The 19,631-nt window shown below is 59.1% G+C and carries 16 protein-coding genes; 5 read left to right on the forward strand and 11 right to left on the reverse strand.

Translation table 11 applies throughout. From position 1 onward, the window contains the following. The first annotated feature begins 4 nt into the window (after nt 1-4). The 3 genes from ACRQ1B_RS19795 to ACRQ1B_RS19805 all read left to right on the forward strand — a co-directional run bounded on the left by ACRQ1B_RS19795 (nt 5) and on the right by ACRQ1B_RS19805 (nt 3,538). Nucleotides 5-1,351, forward strand: coding sequence for an HlyD family type I secretion periplasmic adaptor subunit (locus ACRQ1B_RS19795; RefSeq protein WP_432295711.1), 1,347 nt, complete (start codon nt 5-7; stop codon nt 1,349-1,351). A 31-nt stretch (nt 1,352-1,382) separates the two neighbouring features. After that, on the forward strand, nt 1,383-1,874 hold the full coding sequence (locus ACRQ1B_RS19800; protein WP_432295713.1) for a hypothetical protein: 492 nt from the start codon (nt 1,383-1,385) through the stop codon (nt 1,872-1,874). A gap of 125 nt (nt 1,875-1,999) precedes the next feature. Next, the gene (locus tag ACRQ1B_RS19805; protein WP_432295807.1) at nt 2,000-3,538 is read left to right on the forward strand and encodes a GNAT family N-acetyltransferase; all 1,539 of its coding nucleotides are present in this window, start codon (nt 2,000-2,002) and stop codon (nt 3,536-3,538) included. 60 nt (nt 3,539-3,598) lie between these two features. Here the strand turns inward: ACRQ1B_RS19805 and ACRQ1B_RS19810 are convergent, their stop codons facing one another. The 7 genes from ACRQ1B_RS19810 to ACRQ1B_RS19840 form a co-directional block, all read right to left on the reverse strand. Next, on the reverse strand, nt 3,599-5,581 hold the full coding sequence (locus ACRQ1B_RS19810; RefSeq protein WP_432295715.1) for an ABC transporter ATP-binding protein/permease: 1,983 nt from the start codon (nt 5,579-5,581) through the stop codon (nt 3,599-3,601). Between the two features lie 113 nt (nt 5,582-5,694). Beyond that, nucleotides 5,695-7,101 (reverse strand): glucuronate isomerase, encoded by a 1,407-nt coding sequence (uxaC, locus tag ACRQ1B_RS19815; RefSeq protein ID WP_432295717.1) that lies wholly within the window; start codon nt 7,099-7,101, stop codon nt 5,695-5,697. A gap of 47 nt (nt 7,102-7,148) precedes the next feature. Continuing rightward, nucleotides 7,149-8,432: a Gfo/Idh/MocA family oxidoreductase gene (locus ACRQ1B_RS19820; protein WP_432295719.1), complete on the reverse strand. Its 1,284-nt coding sequence runs from the start codon at nt 8,430-8,432 to the stop codon at nt 7,149-7,151. 101 nt (nt 8,433-8,533) lie between these two features. Next, nucleotides 8,534-9,601, reverse strand: coding sequence for an ABC transporter ATP-binding protein (locus ACRQ1B_RS19825; RefSeq protein WP_432295721.1), 1,068 nt, complete (start codon nt 9,599-9,601; stop codon nt 8,534-8,536). Nucleotides 9,602-9,645: 44 nt separating this feature from the next. Continuing rightward, on the reverse strand, nt 9,646-10,521 hold the full coding sequence (locus ACRQ1B_RS19830; protein ID WP_432295723.1) for a carbohydrate ABC transporter permease: 876 nt from the start codon (nt 10,519-10,521) through the stop codon (nt 9,646-9,648). Next, entirely contained in the window at nt 10,514-11,428 is a 915-nt protein-coding gene (locus ACRQ1B_RS19835; RefSeq protein WP_432295725.1) for a carbohydrate ABC transporter permease, read from the reverse strand. Before ACRQ1B_RS19835 ends, ACRQ1B_RS19830 begins: the two co-directional genes overlap by 8 nt. A gap of 26 nt (nt 11,429-11,454) precedes the next feature. After that, the gene (locus ACRQ1B_RS19840; protein ID WP_432295726.1) at nt 11,455-12,747 is read right to left on the reverse strand and encodes an ABC transporter substrate-binding protein; all 1,293 of its coding nucleotides are present in this window, start codon (nt 12,745-12,747) and stop codon (nt 11,455-11,457) included. 174 nt (nt 12,748-12,921) lie between these two features. On the opposite strand from ACRQ1B_RS19840, the gene ACRQ1B_RS19845 reads away from it, so the two are divergent. Continuing rightward, nucleotides 12,922-13,842, forward strand: coding sequence for a LysR family transcriptional regulator (locus tag ACRQ1B_RS19845; RefSeq protein WP_432295727.1), 921 nt, complete (start codon nt 12,922-12,924; stop codon nt 13,840-13,842). Between the two features lie 26 nt (nt 13,843-13,868). Here ACRQ1B_RS19845 and ACRQ1B_RS19850 read toward each other — a convergent pair whose 3' ends face one another. From ACRQ1B_RS19850 to ACRQ1B_RS19865, 4 genes are all read right to left on the reverse strand, one after another. Next, a complete protein-coding gene (locus tag ACRQ1B_RS19850) occupies nt 13,869-14,939 on the reverse strand; it encodes an ABC transporter ATP-binding protein (protein ID WP_432295728.1) in 1,071 nt (356 codons plus the stop codon). Between the two features lie 22 nt (nt 14,940-14,961). Next, nucleotides 14,962-15,759 (reverse strand): carbohydrate ABC transporter permease, encoded by a 798-nt coding sequence (locus ACRQ1B_RS19855; protein WP_432295808.1) that lies wholly within the window; start codon nt 15,757-15,759, stop codon nt 14,962-14,964. A gap of 79 nt (nt 15,760-15,838) precedes the next feature. Further along, nucleotides 15,839-16,792, reverse strand: a complete 954-nt coding sequence (locus ACRQ1B_RS19860) for a carbohydrate ABC transporter permease (protein ID WP_432295809.1) — start codon at nt 16,790-16,792, stop codon at nt 15,839-15,841. A gap of 108 nt (nt 16,793-16,900) precedes the next feature. Beyond that, nucleotides 16,901-18,196, reverse strand: a complete 1,296-nt coding sequence (locus ACRQ1B_RS19865) for an extracellular solute-binding protein (protein ID WP_432295729.1) — start codon at nt 18,194-18,196, stop codon at nt 16,901-16,903. Nucleotides 18,197-18,424: 228 nt separating this feature from the next. Between ACRQ1B_RS19865 and ACRQ1B_RS19870 the strand changes: the two genes are divergently transcribed. Beyond that, nucleotides 18,425-19,624 (forward strand): ROK family protein, encoded by a 1,200-nt coding sequence (locus ACRQ1B_RS19870; RefSeq protein ID WP_432295730.1) that lies wholly within the window; start codon nt 18,425-18,427, stop codon nt 19,622-19,624. The last annotated feature ends 7 nt before the right edge of the window (nt 19,625-19,631 follow it).

Consider the following 19,631-nt stretch of genomic DNA (forward strand, 5'->3'; position numbering starts at 1 on the left):
AGTGATGACCAAGGATATTGCAGTCAAGAACCCCTCTTCGCCGGAATGGTATGGCGACGTTCCGCGTTCCATTCGCTTTCATTCGATGTTGGGGCTGGGCGTACTTTTCGCGACATTCGGCGGCTTCAGTCTGTGGGCGGGGACGGCGCCGCTTGCCTCGGCCATCATCGCGCCGGGGAGCTTCGTGGCCACCGGCAACAACAAGATCGTCCAGCATCTGGAGGGCGGCATCATCAAGGAAATGCTGGTCAGCGAAGGCGAGACTGTCAAGGAAGGCGACATCCTTCTCAAGCTCGACCCAACTGCGGCACTGGCCAACGAACGAGCGATGAAGCTCAGGCGTCTGCGGCTGGAGGCTGTCGTGGTGCGCCTGCGCAGTGAGGCACAGGGACTCAAGACGTTGAACCTGCCGGATATCATCAAGAAAGAGGCGGGTGACCCGGACGTTAACGCGATCATTCAGGGCCAGCACGTTATCTTCAACAGCAAGATCGTCAGGCTGGAAGAACAGTTGAACCTGATTGAGAAGAACATCCGCTCGCTGGAATTCCGCCGCGCCGGTTATCAGGGCCAGAAGGAATCGTTCGAACGCCAGCTTGCCCTGCTGTCGGAAGAGCGGAACTCGAAAGCGAACCTGGTCAAGGTCGGCTATTTCAAGAAGACCGACCTGATGGCTATCGAACGCGCCGTTGCGGATGCGATGGGCGAAATCTCGCGCCTTGATGGCGAGATCAACGAATCCGAAGCCCAGATCGCAAAGTTCCGCCAGGAGGCGGTGATCGGCATCAACGCCAACAAACAGGCCGCGCTTGATGCGCTGGAGACCGCGGAAACCGATCTCGACAGCGTGCGTGAGCAGATGAACGAAGCGGCCGGCGTACTGGACCGAACGATCATCCGTTCGCCGGTGGCGGGCACGGTTGTGCGCTCCTATTATCACACCGCCGGCGGCGTCATCACCACCGGCAAACCGATCATGGAGATCCTGCCTGCCGGCGTGCCTCTCATCATCGAGGCCGAGGTGCTCCGAAGCTCCATCGACCAGGTGCATCGCGGCCAGACGGCGGCGATCCGGCTTTCGGCCCTCAACCGGCGCACCACGCCTGTTCTGAATGGAACGGTCTTTTACGTCTCCGCAGACTCGGTGGAAGAAGTGACGGCCGGGCCGCCGAAGGATGTCTATATCGTTCGCGTCGAAGTGCCCGAGACGGAAATGGCCCGCGTGCATGATTTCCGGCCAGTATCCGGCATGCCTGCCGATGTGCTAATACAGACATCGGAGCGGACGTTCTTCGACTATCTTGCCAAGCCGATCAGCGACAGCATGTCGAGAGCATTCAGGGAGCGTTAGGCCGCGTGTCCGGCCGGCTGGTGAGGTGCTTATGGGAAATGTGCCGGATGTCCTGCTGAATGTCGGGCGGCTGAACTATGTCTGGACCAATACCGAAAGCCTGCTGATCTACGTGATCGCCCACCTGCTGGCCGTCGACAAGGAAGCCGCCATCATCGTCTTCCTGACCCTGAACACCACGCGGGCACGCATCGACCTTGTTGAACGTCTGGCAAAGCGACGTTCGGTCGCAAAAAGCGAACGTGTGGCGGTTCTCGGCGCCATGGCCCGGCTGAAACGGGAATCCAAGGTGCGCAACAAATACAACCACAGCATCTACACGTTCGATGAACATGGCGACATTTCCGGCACGCAGTTGATGCGTCTCGTCGAATATGACGATGCCATCCGCTACGGCAAAGTGGAAAAGATGAATGACCGCGAGATGCAGGAACTGGAAAAATCCATCGCCGAGATTGCCGACATCAGCAAGGCCCTCTGGCGTTTCATCCATGCAAGCGAGCGCCTGAAAGGCGCACTCTGAGCTCCCTTACCCGCCATCCTAACCCGAATTGGCGGGGCTGCCTCACCCGAACCGGCCATGGTTTCGCGCTTCACCCTCTACTAAAATGCGACGTTCAGGTTCTGCGTCGGGAGGGGAAAATGTCGATGCGTATCGATGTCATCGAAACGCTGGAGGCGTTGCGAAAGGTTCGTGAAAACTGGCAGTCCGTTTTCATGGCGGATACGTCCGCACAATATTTCCTGTCATGGTCCTGGCTCTACCGATACCTTTCTCATCGTAAACGGTGGTTCATCCTCGCACTTCGCCATTCGGAACCAGACGCGCCTTACGTGGCCTTCTTTCCGGTACGCCTGCAGACGCAACGCGACGACAAGGGCCAGTTTTTCGACGAAATCATCATGGCCGGAAACTATGCCGCCGATTACACCGGCTTCATCGCACAGCCTCAATACGAAAGTTTGGCCGTGCGCGGTTTCTCAGATTTCCTCAAGGCCCAGAACTGGCGGCAGATCAAGCTCGACTATTTTGGAGGACCGCCCGGCCGACACGAGGCGATGCTGCGCGCATTGCAGGGCCCCAAGGTCATGTTCCGCAACAACAAACCGCGCAACGAGCAGAATGTCGACAACACGATCTGCCCGGTGATCAACCTGCCCGACACCTGGGACGGTTATCTGGAAAATCATATGAGCAGCCAGACGCGCCAGAAACTCCGGCGCTTCCTGCGCAAGGTCGAAGGTGGAGACGATTACAGGATAACGCTGGCGACGCCGCAAACGATCAAGCGCGATATGGACATCCTTTTCGACTTCTGGCGAAAACGCTGGCAGCCTTCAAAGGGTGACAAGACCGAAAAACTGATCGCCGCGTCGCGCGAGATGCTGATGGACTGTTTCGAAGACGGCGATCTCGATGTGCCTGTATTGTGGCACCGTGACCGCCCGCTCGGTGTCCTGGCAAATATCGTCGACCGCCGGAAAAGGGCAATCCTCTTTTATATCACCGGCCGCGACGAGGAGTGGACCACGCCCTCCCCGGGCCTCGTGCTTCACGGTTACTGTATCCGCCGCGCCATCGCCGAGGGATTTCACACCTATGATTTCCTGCGTGGCACCGAGCCCTACAAATACATGTTCGGCGTCGAGGACCGGCAGATCAACTGTACGATGTTCAGAACGAGAGACGGCAAAAACCTTGGCGGCAAGCTCAACACCCGCAGCATCCGCTTCGTTTACGATCAGGCGGTCGCTTTTTACAACAATGGAAAAAAGCCCGAGGCCGAAATGGCGTTTCGGCAGGTGCTCGCGGCCATGCCAGGCCATCGTGGCGCGCAATTCGGTCTGGCGAATCTCCAGTTCGAACGCGGTCAGTTGAAAAAGGCGGAAGAAGCATATCGGTCGCTGTTGCCGCGTATCGAAACACCGGTACCGGTCCTGCTGCGCATCGGCGATGTCGAGCTCGCCACGCGCCGTTATCGTCAGGCAGCCGAAACGTTCGACCAGATTTGCCGGCTGGCACGCGACCACGTCGAAGCACGGTATAAACGCGGTGTGGCGCTGATCGCAATGTCCCGGCTGCGGGACGCATCCGCGGTTCTCACCGAAGCAGCGGCGATGGGCGGGCGCGATCCGGCGAGCGGCTTTTATGCCGACAAGGCGCAGAAGGCTTTGTTGCGGCTATGACCTGAGATCTCAACACAGTTTTCCCAAGGCGCGACGATGCCAGCAAAACAGCATCGGTCCTCATTTGGTCGGCGACCCCGATCTCGGCCATGGCGCTCTCTTCACCACCCGCTGCAGCAATGACCGCGATTTGCCCTTCAGCGGCAGAAGGTCGATATCGCTGACGAGCCGTGCGCCGCCGTCCCGGCGCTCCAAGGTGATCTTGCGGCTATGGAACGCCTCGAGTTCGGCACGGTGAGCAACGCTCAGGATCGTCGCCTTAGGCAGTTCTTGCGTGACGATTTCCATCATCCGGTCCTGGCTCTTGTCATCAAGCGCGGCCGTTGCCTCGTCCATGACGATGATATCGGGATCATTCAGCAGCAGCCGTGCGAAGGTGAGGCGTTGCTTCTCGCCGCCCGACAATGTCTGGTCCCATGGCGCGTCGTCCTCGATCTTGTCCTTGAGATGGCCGAGTCCGACCTTTTCCAGCGCTGCCGCAATCTCTTCGGATGTCCAGATGTCGGAAGACTGGGGATACGATACCGCGCGACGAAGCGTGCCGGTTGGGATGTAAGGTTTCTGGGGCAGCATGAACAAGCGGCTGTCGGGGTGGAAATTGACGCTGCCACTGCCCCATGGCCACAGGCCGGCAATCGCGCGAACCAGCGTGCTTTTCCCCGATCCGGACTCGCCGGCAACAAGCACCCGCTCGCCGGGTCCGATCTCCACCTGTGTTTCCTTGACCACGGCAGTTCCATCGCCGAGCTTGACGGAGAGATCACGCAGCGAAAGCATGGTCTCGCCCTCCGTCTCGCCGCGAGCGATGCGACCAAGCGTATCGCTCTGTTCTGCCCGCTCAAGCCCATCGAGCGACATCATGAGAGATGCCACACGGCGCGCGCAGGCATTCCAGTCTGCCAGACGCGGGTAGTTGTCGACCAGCCATCCGAATGCTCCCTGCACGATGGTGAAGGCGGATGCCGCCTGCATGACCTGCCCGAGCGACATGCTGCCATCGAGAAATTTCGGCACGCAAAGCAGGACAGGCACAACAGGAGCGATCAGCAGGGAGCTGTGCGAAACCAGCGTCGTGCGCATGTACTGGTTCGCGAGTTTCCGCCACTGGTGACGAACGGCACCGAATTTCCTGTCGAGATCGCTGCGCTCTTCCTCTTCACCGCCGAGAAGCGCAATGCTCTCGCCGTTTTCGCGCACGCGGGTCAGCGTGTAGCGAAATTCCGCCTCCAGCTGGTTCTTTACCTCGGAGACCTGGACAAATCGACGCCCGATGACGGCGATCGAAGTTGAGGTGATGACCGCATAGAGGACGGCCGCAATAACCAGGAAGCCGGGAATCGTAATCTCGGAGCCACCGATAGACAGCGTCAGCGCTCCACCGATCGTCCACAGGACGGCAATAAAAGTGGATGCCGACAGGAAAGCGGCGACGACGCCAGCGACAAAATCAACGGGAGCCTCTGTGGCAATCCGCATATCCTCCGAAAGGCGTGCCTCCGGGTTCTGGTGATCGCCATCGATCAGATTGAGCTGGTAATACCGGCCGCCGGCGAGCCAGCGTGCAATCGTCGATTTGGTCAGCCAGGAGCGCCAGCGTCGCTGGATCAACATCCGCACATAGACCTGCGAGGTCACGATACCGACGCTGCCGACAACCAGCAGCGGAAACAAGGCTCCCAGAGAATAGACCGTCGGAGCGTTACGCTGCTCGATGGCATCGAACAGGCCGCGGTTCCAGACGTTCACCCCGTACTGAAAGCCGACATTGATGCAAATAAGCGCCAAAAGCCCGACCGAGAATGGCCAGGCGATCTTATCGCCGCGACGGCTCCAGTATCCGCGGGCGCTGATCCAGAAGCGACGCAGCAGGTATTTCTTGCGCGCGCGCTCCAGTTCTTCCGGCGTCATGTCGGGGTCGGTCTCAACGATATCCGGCGGTGGCGGCGGATCGCCCTCGCTCTGTTCTTCAATCTGACGCGCCTTTTCAGGCGCAGCAGGATCGGCACCGTTGACCTGTTTCGGTTTCAGCTCGTCATTGTTCATGGCGGCATCAACGAACGATGGAACCAAAGGTTTCACGCTCACGCGTCTGGGCTGACGTTATATTGACAGCGCGGGACACAGACGCTGCGGCCGGAAACAGGATTGCCGGTCGCTTACATCTTGTAAGACCGCTTCGCCAATCCGTAGGCAAGGTCGTGGGCAACATCCCCGGCCTCGTCTTCCGCGATACGTCCCGACACGACGAGGTTGGCGAGATATCCGCAATCCACGCGTCTGGCGACATCATGGCGCGCCGGTATCGAGCAGAACGCGCGCGTATCGTCGTTGAAACCGACCGTGTTATAGAAACCGGCGGTTTCCGTGACGGTTTCACGATAGCGAAGCATGCCTTCCGGGCTGTCGTAAAACCACCAGGCGGGGCCGATACGCAAGCACGGATAAGCGCCGGCCAGAGGCGCAAGCTCGCGCGAATAACTCGTCTCGTCGAGAGTAAACAGGATCACCGTCAAATCAGGCCGCATGCCGACAGCATTCAGCAACGGTTGCAGCGCGGTCACATAATCGGTCCGTCCCGGAATATCGAACCCCTTGTCTCTTCCGAACATGGCCATGACCTGGCCAGAATGATTGCGCCGCGACCCCGCATGAATCTGCAGGACAAGGCCGTCCTCGATGCTCATGCGCGCCATCTCGGTCAGCATCTGGCCCCGGAATGCGTCCGCCTCGGCTGCTGAACATGCGCCGCGCAATGCTTTCTGGAAGAGGGCGGCGGCCTCGTCCTTCGGCAGATCTTCCGTTCGGGCTGAAGGATGACCATGATCGGAAGACGTCGCGCCAAACTGCTTGAAAAAGGCTCGACGAGCACGATGGGCATCGAGATAGCCCGCCCAGCTGGACGTGTCGAAACCGGTCTGCTCACCCATCAGCATGATGTTTTCGGCAAAACCCGCCATTTCAGGATCAACGACATTGTCCGGGCGGTAGGCGGTCACCACCCTGCCATGCCAGCCGCTTTCGCGGATCATCCTGTGCCAGCGCAGATCATCGGTTGCGGCTTCGGTCGTTGCGATCGCCTCGATGTTGAACCGCTTGAACAGGGCACGAGGGCGGTATTCCGGTTGGCCCAGGCAATCGGCAATGTGATCGTAATACCAATCGGCCGTGTCGGCGCTGAGGCGCCGGTCGATGCCGAACACGTCCTGAAACGAATGATCGAGCCAGAGCCGGGACGGGGTGCCGCGAAAGAGATGATAATTGGCGGCAAACAATGTCCAGATCTTGCGACCATCGGTCTCCACCGGCCCCCCATCGGCGCGCGGCACACCGAGATCGGTCATGCTGATCCCTTGCGAGGCCAGCATTCGGAAGACGTAGTGATCCGGCGTCACAATGAGTTGCGCCGGATCTGGGAAGGCTGCATCCTCCGCATACCAACGAGGATCGGTATGCCCATGCGGGCTGATGATCGGCAGGTCACGCACCTGCTCGTAAAGCGTACGCGCCACACGCCGCGACCGCTCCTCGGTCGGGAACAGACGGTCTTCATCCAGCAGTTTCATAGTGCCTTTCTCCTCGACTTGGTGTGCAGACATGTCGGACGAACCGTTCAGAGATCGACCATATCCGCGACTTCAACCGGCAGACCGGTCTGGAACGAACGATTGGCGGCGAGACCTGTCAGGATTGACATGGCGCCGTCGCGAAAATCTGCGGCGAAGGCGCTGCCCGACTTCGCATCGCCAAAAATATCGGCCAGCATGCGGTTGTCGCCACCGCCATGGCCGCCCTCGCCCATCACCACCGGCACGACGCGTGGTTCGCCATGCAGCGGGAAATGATAGAGTTGAATGCCCTTCGCTGCACCTTCCTTGTCGGAAGAGCCACCAGCATTGATATAGGACGTTTCGCGCACCATCAGTTCGATGCGTCCCTTCGAGCCGTTGAAGGCGACGTTGAAACCTTCCCAAGGCGCGTAGGTATTCAGCGAATACGTCATGACCGCGCGATTTTTGTAACGCACCATCACCTGCATCGTGTCTTCAATACTGATCCCATCTCCAAAAACGTTCTGGTCGCGCTGATAACCGTCCTCGTGTTCGGCATCCCAATAAAGTGCTTTCTGCACCGGGCTGTCGGTCAAATCGATGGCAAACGGATCAGCCTTTGCAGCCTTCACTTCAGTCGTACGTGTATAGGGTGTAAACAAACCGCGCTCCTCCGCATTGGCGCGGCCATAAAAGCGCAGGTCGCCCATGCCGAACACGGTCTGCGGCTGGCTTTGAAGCCAGAAGTTCACAAGGTCGAAATGATGGGTGGATTTATGCACCATCAGGCCGCCACTGTTGCGCTTGTCGCGATGCCAGCGGCGAAAATAGTCGGCTCCGTGCTTGGTATCGAGCAGCCATTCGAAATGCACGGAGAAGACCTCGCCGATGCCGCCCGACGCGATGATGTCGTGAACCGCGGCATTGTGTGGCGCATAACGGTAGTTGAAGGTAACTCGAACCGAGCGACCGGTGCGCTTCGCGGTGTCGATGATCTGCTGGCATTTGACCACATCCGTGGTCATCGGCTTTTCCGTGATAACGTCGCGACCAGCCTCGAGTGCCGCAATGATGTAGATGTGGTGTGTCCGGTCGATTGAGGTGACGATCACCACGTCGGCACCGGTCTCATCGAGCATGCGCCCGAAATCCTCGGCTTTGTAAGTCGGCAACTGGACAAGACCGAACTCCTCCACCAGGACCTTGTTGGTGTAATCCATGCGGGTCTGGTTGGTATCGCAGAGCGCGACCAGTTCGCCATGCTCGCGATAATCGCGAGCGATCGCCTCGTAGAACATGCGGGCGCGGGCACCTGTGCCGACAAGGACGTATTTCTTCTTGCTCATGGACTATCTCCTCTTGCGTTCACGCCAAACCGTTCCGATCGACGATGCCGATCCGGCGGAACAAGATGTTTCTGATCATTTCGTGGGAAGGACGTTTCGCCCTATCTGGGCAAAGCGCGGCCTTCGGCATCGAATAGGTGGCAATTTTTCGGATCGATGCGCAATGCGACACTCTCGCCCGATCGGCATGCCTGCTGACCGGACAGGACCACCGTCATCGTTTCCTCCTGAAATGGTGGAAGGACATGCAGTACCGTGCTGCCGCCGAGATGCTCGACCAGTTCGATGCGAGCCTCGCAGATGACTTGCCCGGCCCCATCGCCAATTTCGATATGCTCCGGTCGGATACCCAAAGTCAGCTTGCCACTCGAAAACTGTCGCCCGGTTTCAATCCGCGTGCCGTTCAATGTCACCGCCGTGCCATCCGCCGCCTGTACGGCGACAAAATTCATCTTCGGCGAGCCGATAAAACCGGCGACGAACTGGTTGGCGGGATTGTTGTAGAGTTCCAGCGGCGAACCCGCCTGCATGACCTTGCCTGCCTTGAGCACCACGATCTGATCAGCCATGGTCATCGCCTCAACCTGATCGTGCGTAACGTAGATCATCGTATTGCCGAGCCGCTCATGCAGCTTGGTGATTTCGACACGCATCTGCACCCGCAGTTCCGCATCGAGATTGGAGAGCGGTTCGTCGAACAGGAAGATTTTCGGATCGCGCACGATTGAACGACCGATGGCGACGCGCTGGCGCTGGCCGCCGGACAGCGCCTTGGGCTTGCGCTGGAGATAATCGGTGATCTGCAACGTGGCAGCGGCCTCACGTACGCGGCGATCGACCTCTTCTCGTTTGTAACCCGCCGTCTCAAGGCCGAAGGCAAGGTTCTTGTAGACGCTCATATGCGGATAGAGCGCATAGGACTGGAACACCATGGCGATGCCACGCTTCGAGGCGGCAATATCATTCATGCGTTCGCCATCGATCAGCAGATCGCCGCCCGAGATCGTTTCCAGACCGGCGATCATGCGCAGCAACGTGGACTTGCCGCAGCCAGACGGGCCAACGAAGACGGTGAATGCGCCCGGCTTGATTTCGAGATCGATGCCCCGGATCACGTCCAGTGCGCCAAAACGCTTTTCGACATTGTTGAGAGTGATAGTCGTAACCATTCGCATATCCAGATTTCAGCCACCATGGGCTGGCCAAAAGGGTTTCAGCGTTTCATGCCGGTCGTGGCGATGCCTTCGATCAGCAGACGCTGGAAAAACAGAAAGATCAGGAAGATCGGCACCAGAGACAGGGCCGACATGGCAAACAGCTCGTTCCAGCTGGATGTGCCGCTGGAGTCGATGAACGAGCGCAAGCCGAGCTGAACCGTGTAGTTGCGCATCTCGCTGATATAGATCAGCGGCCCGAAAAAATCCTCCCAGGTCCAGATGAACGAGAAGATCGCGGCCGTTGCCAGAACCGGCATGGATAGCGGCAGGATGATTTTCCAGTAGATGCGCCAGGCACTGCAACCATCCATCCGGGCCGCTTCATCCAGCTCCTTCGGGATGCCACGGAAAAACTGCACCATCAGAAAGATGAAGAAGGCGTCCACCGCAAAATATTTGGGCAAGATCAGCGGCCACCAGGTATTGACCCAGTCAAGATTGCGGAACAGCACATATTGCGGGATGAGCGTCACGTGATAGGGCAACATCAGCGTGCCCAGCATCAAGGCGAACCAGAAGCCACGCCCCCAGAACTGCAACCTTGCGAACGCATAGGCCACGAGCGATGCGGCCGCCACGTTGCCCACCGTTGCCAATACGGCGATGATCAACGAGTTCAGGAAAAACTGGCCAAAATTGATCTGCAGTCCGAACCAGCCATTGGGATAGGCCTCGACCGTGACCTGAGACGGGATCAGCCCCGCATCGCCGCCGAACAGTTCGGAAGCCGGCCTCAATGAACCCGACAACATCCAGAGGATCGGATAGACCATCGCGAAACAGATCGCGACAAGCAGGACGTGGCGAATAACACCCGTCAGCCGTGGATGCGTAGGGCCGCGCCCCGGCATATGCTGCAAAGCATCAGTCATCGTAATGCACCCAGTATTTTGTCGTCAGGAAGGAGATCGCGGTAAACACGGCGATGATGGCCACCAGCACCCAGGCCAGCGCTGACGCGTAACCCATGCGGAAATAGCTGAAACCTTCCTGATAGAGATACAGCGTATAGAACAGCGTCGAATTGATCGGGCCACCCGAACCGCCGGAGATGACGAACGCCGGTGTGAAAGCCTTGAATGCCTCGATCACCTGGATCACCAGGTTGAAGAAGATCACCGGCGACAGAAGCGGCAGGGTAATGCGCCAGAACTGTCGGGAGGGTGATGCTCCGTCGAGACTGGCCGCCTCATACATGTCTGTCGGTATCTGGCGAAGCCCCGCCAGAAAAATGATCATCGGCGAACCGAACTGCCACACCGACAAAACCACCAGAGTGTAGATCGAATAGTTCGGGTTCGAAATCCAGCTCGGCCCTTCGATGCCGAACTGGGCCAAAAGACCGTTGACCATACCGTCCGAGGCAAAAAGCTGCCGCCACAAAACCGCGATCGCGACGGACGTGCCGAGAAGGGAAGGAAGGTAGAAGATTGCCCGGTAGACCGGCAGCCCCCGCATGCCCCGGTTCAGCACCATGGCCACCGCCAGCGCGAAGATCAGTTTCAGCGGCACTGACAGGGCGACATAGATCAGCGTGACCTTCATCGACGCCGCAAATTTCGGATCGGCCGTGACCATGCGAACATAGTTCTGGGCACCGATGAATTCCGGCGCGGTCAACAGATCGAACCGCGTAAACGAGAGGTAGAGTGAGGCAAGTGCCGGACCGAGTGTCAGGCAGAAAAAGCCGATCAGCCAGGGCGAGAGAAAAAGATACCCGGCGCCGTTTCGGCGGATCGCGGTCACGAGACGGCCAGCCGGCCGCCTCGAAAACTGCATTGCATGTGTATCCTGCACAGTCATCATCAACCACGCTTCAGGATGGCAGCGGCCTCATCGACCATGTTCGCACCGGCCTGTTCAGGGGTGATCCCCTCAAACGAAGCCTCCTGACTGATGCGGATCAGAACGTCGTTGATTTCACCCGCACCACGCGGCGGCGCCGGTGGCAAAGGTCCGACCAGCGGCGTGATGGCAGATACGAGTTCGACCACCTTTCGGGCATTGGGGTTGAGATCCGCCATGATGGCATCGCGGATTGCAGGCGAAGCAGGAACGCCGCGATCGAGACCGAGGATCTTCGCGCCTTCCGGTTCGGCAATCAGGAAATTGATCAGCTGCGCCGTTGCTTCGGGATTTTTCGAACTCGCCGAAATCGCAAACAACTGTGAAGGTTTCAGATACTGGCCAGGTTTACCGCCGTCCTGAACCGGCGTGCCGGTTGCCGTCAGTTCGAACGGAACGAGCTTCTGGCAACCTTCGAACTGGTTGGAATGAACGAAATCGGTGACCGCGCGACCATTGACGATCGGCGAGGTTTCGGGAGACTGCTTGTAAAGCGCCTGAATGTCCGCGGCCACGCAGCTTTTCGCCTTGCGCATATCGGCCCAATAGGCGAACCAGCGGCCGGCATCCGCGGCATCGTAAGCCAGTGTGCCATCCGGATTGTAGAGCGCCTTGCCCTGCGTACGCAGCCAGATTTCGAAAAGGGTTTCCTGGCCGCTGCCATCCGCGACGGCGCTGACACGCTTGTTCTTGTTGCCCTTGGTAAAGGCAGCGCATTTTTCGGCAAAACCGTCCCAGGTCATCTTGAGATCCGGCGGTTCGACACCGGCTTCGCCCCATGCCTTGGCATCGAAGACGACGGCAAATGCATTGACGCCGACATTGCCGCCGTAAAGCTTGCCATCCACGGAGCAGCTGTCGAGATTGACCTTGCCGAAATCCTCAAGCTTGAGCTGCTTGCCCAGATATTCATCCAGCGGCCGGATCGCGCCACGACGCGCGTATTCGAACATGTAACGGTAATCCATCTGGATGAAATCGGGGGCATTGCCACCCGCGACCTGTGTCGCCAGGCGCGCCCAGTAATCATCCCAACCCATGAATTCGGCTTGGACGGCAGTTTGCGGATTGGCTTTCTTAAACAGATCGATAGCCGCATTCGTGCGGCGCGCGCGTTCATCGCCACCCCACCAGATCATACGGATATTGGCGGCCTCCTGCGCGAAAGCGCGGGTTCCAGCGAGCAATGGCAGGGTAGCAGCGGCCAACCCGGCGCCGAAGAACCGACGCCGACCGATAAGGGTCATATTCATGTCATCCTCCCGAGACGATATCCATCCCGTCCAGGCTGTGGACAGGGCGGTCCTGCGAGCTCAACCCCTCCTCGGGTGCGCTTGCATGAAGAAGACTAGCTGTCGCGGGGCATATGGACAAATAGAATATTTCCGCCCAATCATAAAAATCCTTTATGAAAGCGGGAGGAAGCTATGGACAAGGCATTGGAGCAATTCGCAGCAGTCGCCGAGGCTGGATCATTCATGGCGGCAGCCGAAATACTGCACATTTCCCAACCCGCGCTGAGCTACAACATCAAGCGGCTGGAACAGTCGCTCGGCGTTGAACTTTTTCACCGATCGGTGCGCGGGGTGCAACTGACCCCTTACGGAGAGACCCTCTACAACAGCGCGGTCTTCATGAGCCGGCTGCACACAAACGCGCTGGCAACGATTGCCCGGCAAAAAGCCGAACTCGAGGAAGGCATCAGCATCGGCACCGGGTATTCGACCTGGATCCTGCTTCTGAAGGATTTTGTGATCGAGCACTTCAAGACGCATCCGGCTGCACCAATCAATGTCAGCATCGGCAACATGATGCGCTGCATGGACCAGTTGATAGCCGGTGACATCTCCCTGTTCATGGGCCATCGCATCGATCATCTGAAACCGGGACTTGCGGTGGATTTTATTCCTCTGGGGCTGGCCACCGACGGGTATTTCGTCCGCGAAGGGCATCCACTTCTTGCGCGCACGCATTCGATCGACGAAGTACGCGCCTACCCGACGACAATGGCGAACCCGACGGATGCACGGCAAAAACGCCTAATCTCAGGTACGGGAGCGCAGGATCTCGATGGCATTGGCCATGCTTTCGCCTGCAATTCGATGGACGCGTGTATCAGTTTTGCGCTGGAGACGGACGCGGTCCTGATCCACAGTGACGTGCTGAGAGACTACTTTGTCAAAAACGGTCTGCGGGAGGTGATGATCACCGCGCCGAGCTCACGCCGGCGCGCGGTGATGGGGTTTTATGTTCTGCCGGAAGGCAGATCCAAACCCAAGATCAAACAAATCATCCAGTCGATATCTGCCCGCGCCGAAGCTGCAAGCCTGTTTCCGCCGGCGGCTTGAAGCTCGACAACAGACTTACTGACGGACTATAGCGCCACACCAGTCTCGCGGTCGAACACATGCACCTGTTCCGCCGCGATGTTTGCCTGAAAAAGCGAGCCATAACGCTGCGGATATTCGCCATCGACAATCGCCGTTACCGGCTGGCCGGCGAGATCGAAGATCACATGTGTCTGGGCACCGGTCGGTTCGACCAGCAGGGTCTGGCCTGAGAGCGGTGTACCCGCCTTGCCGGGGCTCAAATGTTCGGGCCGCAGGCCGATCTTGATCGGCTGGCCACGCCTGACCTTGCGATCCTGCGCAATGCGAATGGCCGTGCCGTCCGAGAGGCGGGCGGCCGCCTCGCCGCCGTCCGCATCGACGGTGCCGTCCAGCAGGTTCATGGCCGGCGAGCCGATGAACGCCGCCACGAAAAGATTAGCCGGATTTTTGTAAAGTTCCATCGGCGTGCCCTGCTGCTCCACCCTGCCCTGATTGAGCACGACGATCCGGTCGGCCAACGTCATTGCCTCGATCTGGTCGTGGGTGACATAAATGGAAGTCGTCTTGACCTTCTGGTGCAGTGTCTTGATCTCGGAGCGCATCTGCACGCGCAGCTTGGCATCGAGGTTGGAGAGCGGCTCGTCGAAGAGAAAGACCGCCGGGTTGCGCACGATCGCTCGGCCCATCGCCACGCGCTGGCGCTGACCACCGGAAAGCTGGGCAGGTTTACGCTCCATCAGCGGCACAAGATCGAGCATGCGTGCGGCTTCATTGACCCGCTCGACGATTTCCGCCTTTGAAGCCCCGGAAAGCCGAAGATTGAAGCCCATGTTTTCTGCGACCGTCATGTGCGGATAAAGCGCATAGGACTGAAAGACCATGGCGATGTTTCGTTCGCGCGGCGTCAGGTCGTTGACGACGGCATCATCGATGATGATGTCGCCGCCGGAAATATCCTCCAGCCCGGCGATCATGCGCAAAAGGGTGGACTTGCCGCAGCCGGAGGGGCCGACCAGCGCGACGAACTCACCATCCTCGATGGACAGCGAGACGCCATGAATGACTTCGAGTGCGCCAAAAGCCTTGCGGACTTCGTGAAGTTCTACGGATGCCATGTGTGATCCTCCGGTCCGGCTGTCAGGATTTTACCGCACCGGCAGTGAGGCCGGCGATGATGTGTTTCTGAGCGAGGAAAAAGACGATGATGGTCGGCAGGATTGTGAGCGTGATGAAGGCCAGAACCAGCTGCCATTCGGTGTTGAACTCGCCGCGATAGATCATGATGCCGAGCGGCCAGGGATAACGGCTTTCGGAATTCAGCATGATCAGCGGCAGGATATAGCTGTTCCAGCTGCCGACGAAGGAGATGATACCGACGGTGGCGATGATCGGCCGCGATAGCGGCAGGGTGACGTGCCAGAAGAAGCGCATGTAACCGCAGCCATCGACGAAAGCCGCATCGAACAGTTCTGATGGCAGGTTTCGAAAATAATTGCGGAACAGCATGATGCTCATGCCGGTGCCGAAGGCCACCTGCGGCAGGACCACACCCCAATAGGTGTCGACGAGGCCGAGATCGCGGATGCGGATATAAAGTGGCAGGATGGCAGTGGCGGCCGGGAACATCAGGCCGATCAGAAAGTAGTTGAGCAGATAATCCGAGCCGAAAAAGCGGATATGGGCAAAACAGAAGGCCGCCATGGCGCCGAAGGCCAGCGTCAGGAACACGGTCAGCACCGCGATCACCAGCGAATTGCCCATCTGCAGCCAATAACGCTGGCTGACGATGATATCGCCATAGTTGGACCACTGCCATTCCGTGGGCAGACCAAAAGGATTGCCGCGCAGATCGCTGAGTGACTTGAAGCCGCCGAGCGCCGCGCTGATCAGCGGCACCACGACGATGGCGGCGACGATGATGAGCGCCACATACATGTAGATCTGCGTGGCGGTGCGCAGGCGCTGGCCGGAACCGGGCGCCGTTGCGGCATCGATGGGCTGGGATGTGGCGATATCAGTCATGGCGCATAAAAATCCGCTTGTAGCTGAAGGCGAGCGTGACGCAGATGACGAACAGCACGACGCCGACGGCGCTGCCGAAACCCACCTGCATGCGGGTCACCCCGAAATTGTAGAGGAAGGTCACCATCGTCTGCGTGGAGTTGGACGGACCACCACCGGTGAGCGGCATGATCATGTCGAACAGCTGCAGCGAACCGACGACCGCGAAGAAGACGGACAGGCGCACGGTGGAACCGAGCAGCGGCAGCGTGACCAGACGGAATTTCTGGAAACCGGTGGCGCCGTCGATATCGGCCGCTTCAAGCACGCTTTTGTCGATCGCCTGCAGGCCGGCGATGAACAGCATCATGTGAAAACCAAAGTATTTCCAGATGACGACACCGAGGATGGCGTACATGGCGGTATCGCGATCGGCCAGCCAATAGGGTGGTTCCGCGCCGAAGAGATGGGCGATGCCGCCGACCAGACCGAAATCGCCGTCATAAACGAACCGCCAGATCATGCCGGCGGCGACATCCGCCAGCACGTAAGGCAGAAAGAAGATCAGCCGGAAAAACAGTGCGCCATGGATGCGGCTGGAAATCATCGTCGCCAGCCACAGCGCCAGCGGGATCTGGATGAGGATCGAGGCGACCACGATCATGCCGTTGTTGATCAGCGCCTGGCTGAAGGCGCTGTTGCGGAAGATCAGCTGGTAATTACGCCAGCCGACCCATTGCTCAGGCAGGCCATAACCGTTCCAGTTATAGAAGGAATACCACGCCGCCTCGCCCATCGGCAGGATGACGAGCACGGTGAACAGCATCAGCGCCGGCGGCAGGAACAGCAGCAGCACCGGCCATTTGCTGTGCTTCAGCGACCGTTTTCGCCGTTGCAGCGTCGCACGTGGCCTTGTCTGCCCATTCGCCGCAGCATAGGTCCTGCCGGGCATGGTGGTTTCGCTCATGCTCATTCGCATTCCTCATCTCGCACGGACGGGGCGGTATGGTCTGGAAAAGGGTCGCCTGCGCTCCGGGGCCTAAAACCCATGGAGCGGGAGCGCAGGCAAAGCGCCCTATTGGCGCTCGAGGGAAAAGGCATCCTCGATCTGCTGGGCCGCATCGGCCGGTTCCATGCCGCCGGAGACGATCTCGACGCTGACATCGTTGACCACGGCACCGACATTCGGACCCAGATCCTGATCTAGGAAATTCTGGTGCCAGGTTTCCTTGGCCAGCGTTTCCGCGACGTCCTTCAGGAGCGGTTTCTCGATCGCTTCGCTGGCGCCCTTGGCGACCGGCATGATCTGCGTGTCCTTTGCCAGACGTTTCTGGACATCGACACTTGCCATGTAACGCAGAAATTCCTCGGTTTCCGGCGGTGCGTCTTTCGTCACCGCCCAGCCGTTGAGACCACCGAAACTGTCGGTGACCAGGCCGGGCGCGCCTTCGATGGTCGGGAACTGGAAGCGGCCGATATTGTCTTCCGACAGTCCCTTGCGGCTGGTCGAATTCGACGCCTGCGTACCCGGCGTGCTCTCGAAGCCGAGAAGAATGGCTGCACGGCCGTCGCCGAAAGTGGCCAGAGCATCGTTCCAGGTGGCGCCGAGATAGCCGTTCTGGAAGGGTTCGAGCTTGCCGAGTTCCGCCAGATGCTGGCCGGCTTTCACAAATGGCTCGGCAATGAAGCCTTCGTTTTCACCGGCCTTGGCATCGGCAAAGCCTTTCTGGCCCGCCTCGCGCATGGCGAGATAACTCCAGTAGAAATGCAGAGGCCATTTATCGAGACCGCCGCCGGCAATCGGCGTGATACCGGCACCCTTCAGCGTTTTCACCGCGCCCAGAAAATCATCCCAGGTGACGATCTTCGAGGCATCGACGCCCGCCTTCTGGAACATTTCCTTGTTGTAGTAGAACGAGACAAGCCCGCTTTTCGCCGGCGATGCCCAGACTTTTCCATCAAAGGTCAAACCTTCGATCGCATTCGGGTTGATGGAATTGCGCCATTCGCCGCCACTGGCGTCGAGTGCCGCATCGATCGGCCGCAAAGCGCCGGTTTCGGCCTGCGCCTTCAGAACGCCGCCGCCCCATGTGTAAAACATGCTCGGAGCATCCTTGGACTGCAGCAATGTCGGCATCTTTGCCTTGAAAGCCTGGTTTTCCAGGAACTGCATCTCGATCTTGACGCCAGGATTCTTTGCTTCAAACTCTCTGGCAACTTCTGTCCAGAGGCTGACAGCTGCGGGCAGCTGCTCGACATGCATCCAGCGGATGATGCTTTCGGCGCTCGCCGAACCGGAACCACCAAGCGTGAATACGGCCAATGCGGCCGCGGTCGATAACATGCGGAAATGGAAAATCGTGTTCGACATAAAAGGCGCTCCTCCCAAAGCTCTTTTAATCCCGTGTCCGAATTAAATAATTGAGGACCATGCTCAACCTGTCAATAGCCAGAATGAGAATCCGGCAATTTTGACGGGGTGGCGTTATATTTTGCAAAAATCGTCTTGCGCGACGACCGAAACTCGCCCTACAAACAGCCAAATTAATTTGGATTGCGTATTAAATCGCGTTCGACGCAAGAGGCTTGCGCACACGACATGAAAACTGCCGACCCCGAACTCATGCGCGCGATGAACCGGTTGAGTGTGCTGGATGCGATCCGGCGGCACGGCCCGATTTCCCGCGTCGAGATTTCTGAACGCACCGAACTTTCGACCACCACGGTTTCCGCCATCACCGGATCACTGCTGGATGATGGGCTGATCCTGACCCGACACGAAGGCGACATCCGCAACGCCGCCGCGCGCGGCAGGCCACGCGTCATGCTGGAGCTCAATCCGGCAGCAGCCCGTGTCGTCGGCGCAAAGATCACCGCCAGCCGCATGGTGTTCGTCGTCACCGATTTTTGCGGGGACGTGTTGTCCACGCTCACGCTGCCGATCCGCATCGACCGCCAGCCAATCAGCGTGATCGCCGACCTGATCGAAGATGGCGTGCGACGCTGCGTCGTTGATGCCGAACTGTCGCTGAAGGATGTTCACAGCGTCTGCCTCGGCCTGCCCGGCGTGATCGAGCACCGCACCGGCCGCATCCGTTTCAGCCCGATCCTGAAGGATGCCAATGTCGATTTCGCCACCGAAATGTCGGCGCGGCTCGACACGGCAACGATCATCGAAAGCGATGCAACAGCAATCACGCTTGCCCATCACTGGTTCGGCAGGGCCCGCGACCTTGAAGACATGGTGCTGATCTCGCTCGAACAGACACTCGGGCTTGGTGTTCTGCATGAGGGCCGGCTGTTTCGTGGCGCCGGCGGCCTCAGCCACAATCTCGGCGATCTGGTGCTCGGCATGGGCCGGGACGGGGCCATGCGCCTGTCGTCACAGGCGGGCGAAAACGCCATTTTGGCGGACCAGCGTGGCGATGGCGCCTTTGCGGAAGCGGTCAAACTCGGGCGCGGCATGGCGCATGCGCAGGCGCTGATCAAGGCGGAAGACAGCCAACTGATGACGGCGGCGATCCGGGCCGGCGAAGCGATCGGCCTCAGCATCGCCAATATCGTCACGCTGTTTGCGCCGCCGCGCGTCATTCTGGTCGGCACCTCGCTGGCACTTGGCGCGCCATTCCTCAAAAGCCTTGGCGACGCTTATGCGCTTGCCATCCCACCATCGCTGCAGGGTGTCAGCGAACTCGTTTTCGACGATTCCAACGACGATTTCTGGGCCCGCGGCGCTGCCGCCGTGGCGCTTTACGAGCTCTATGAATCGCCCTGGAGCACAACAGGGCCGGCGCGCTGACGCGCCA

This window comes from Endobacterium panacihumi, assembly GCF_050847465.1.
GTDB classification, from domain to species: domain Bacteria; phylum Pseudomonadota; class Alphaproteobacteria; order Rhizobiales; family Rhizobiaceae; genus Neorhizobium; species Neorhizobium panacihumi.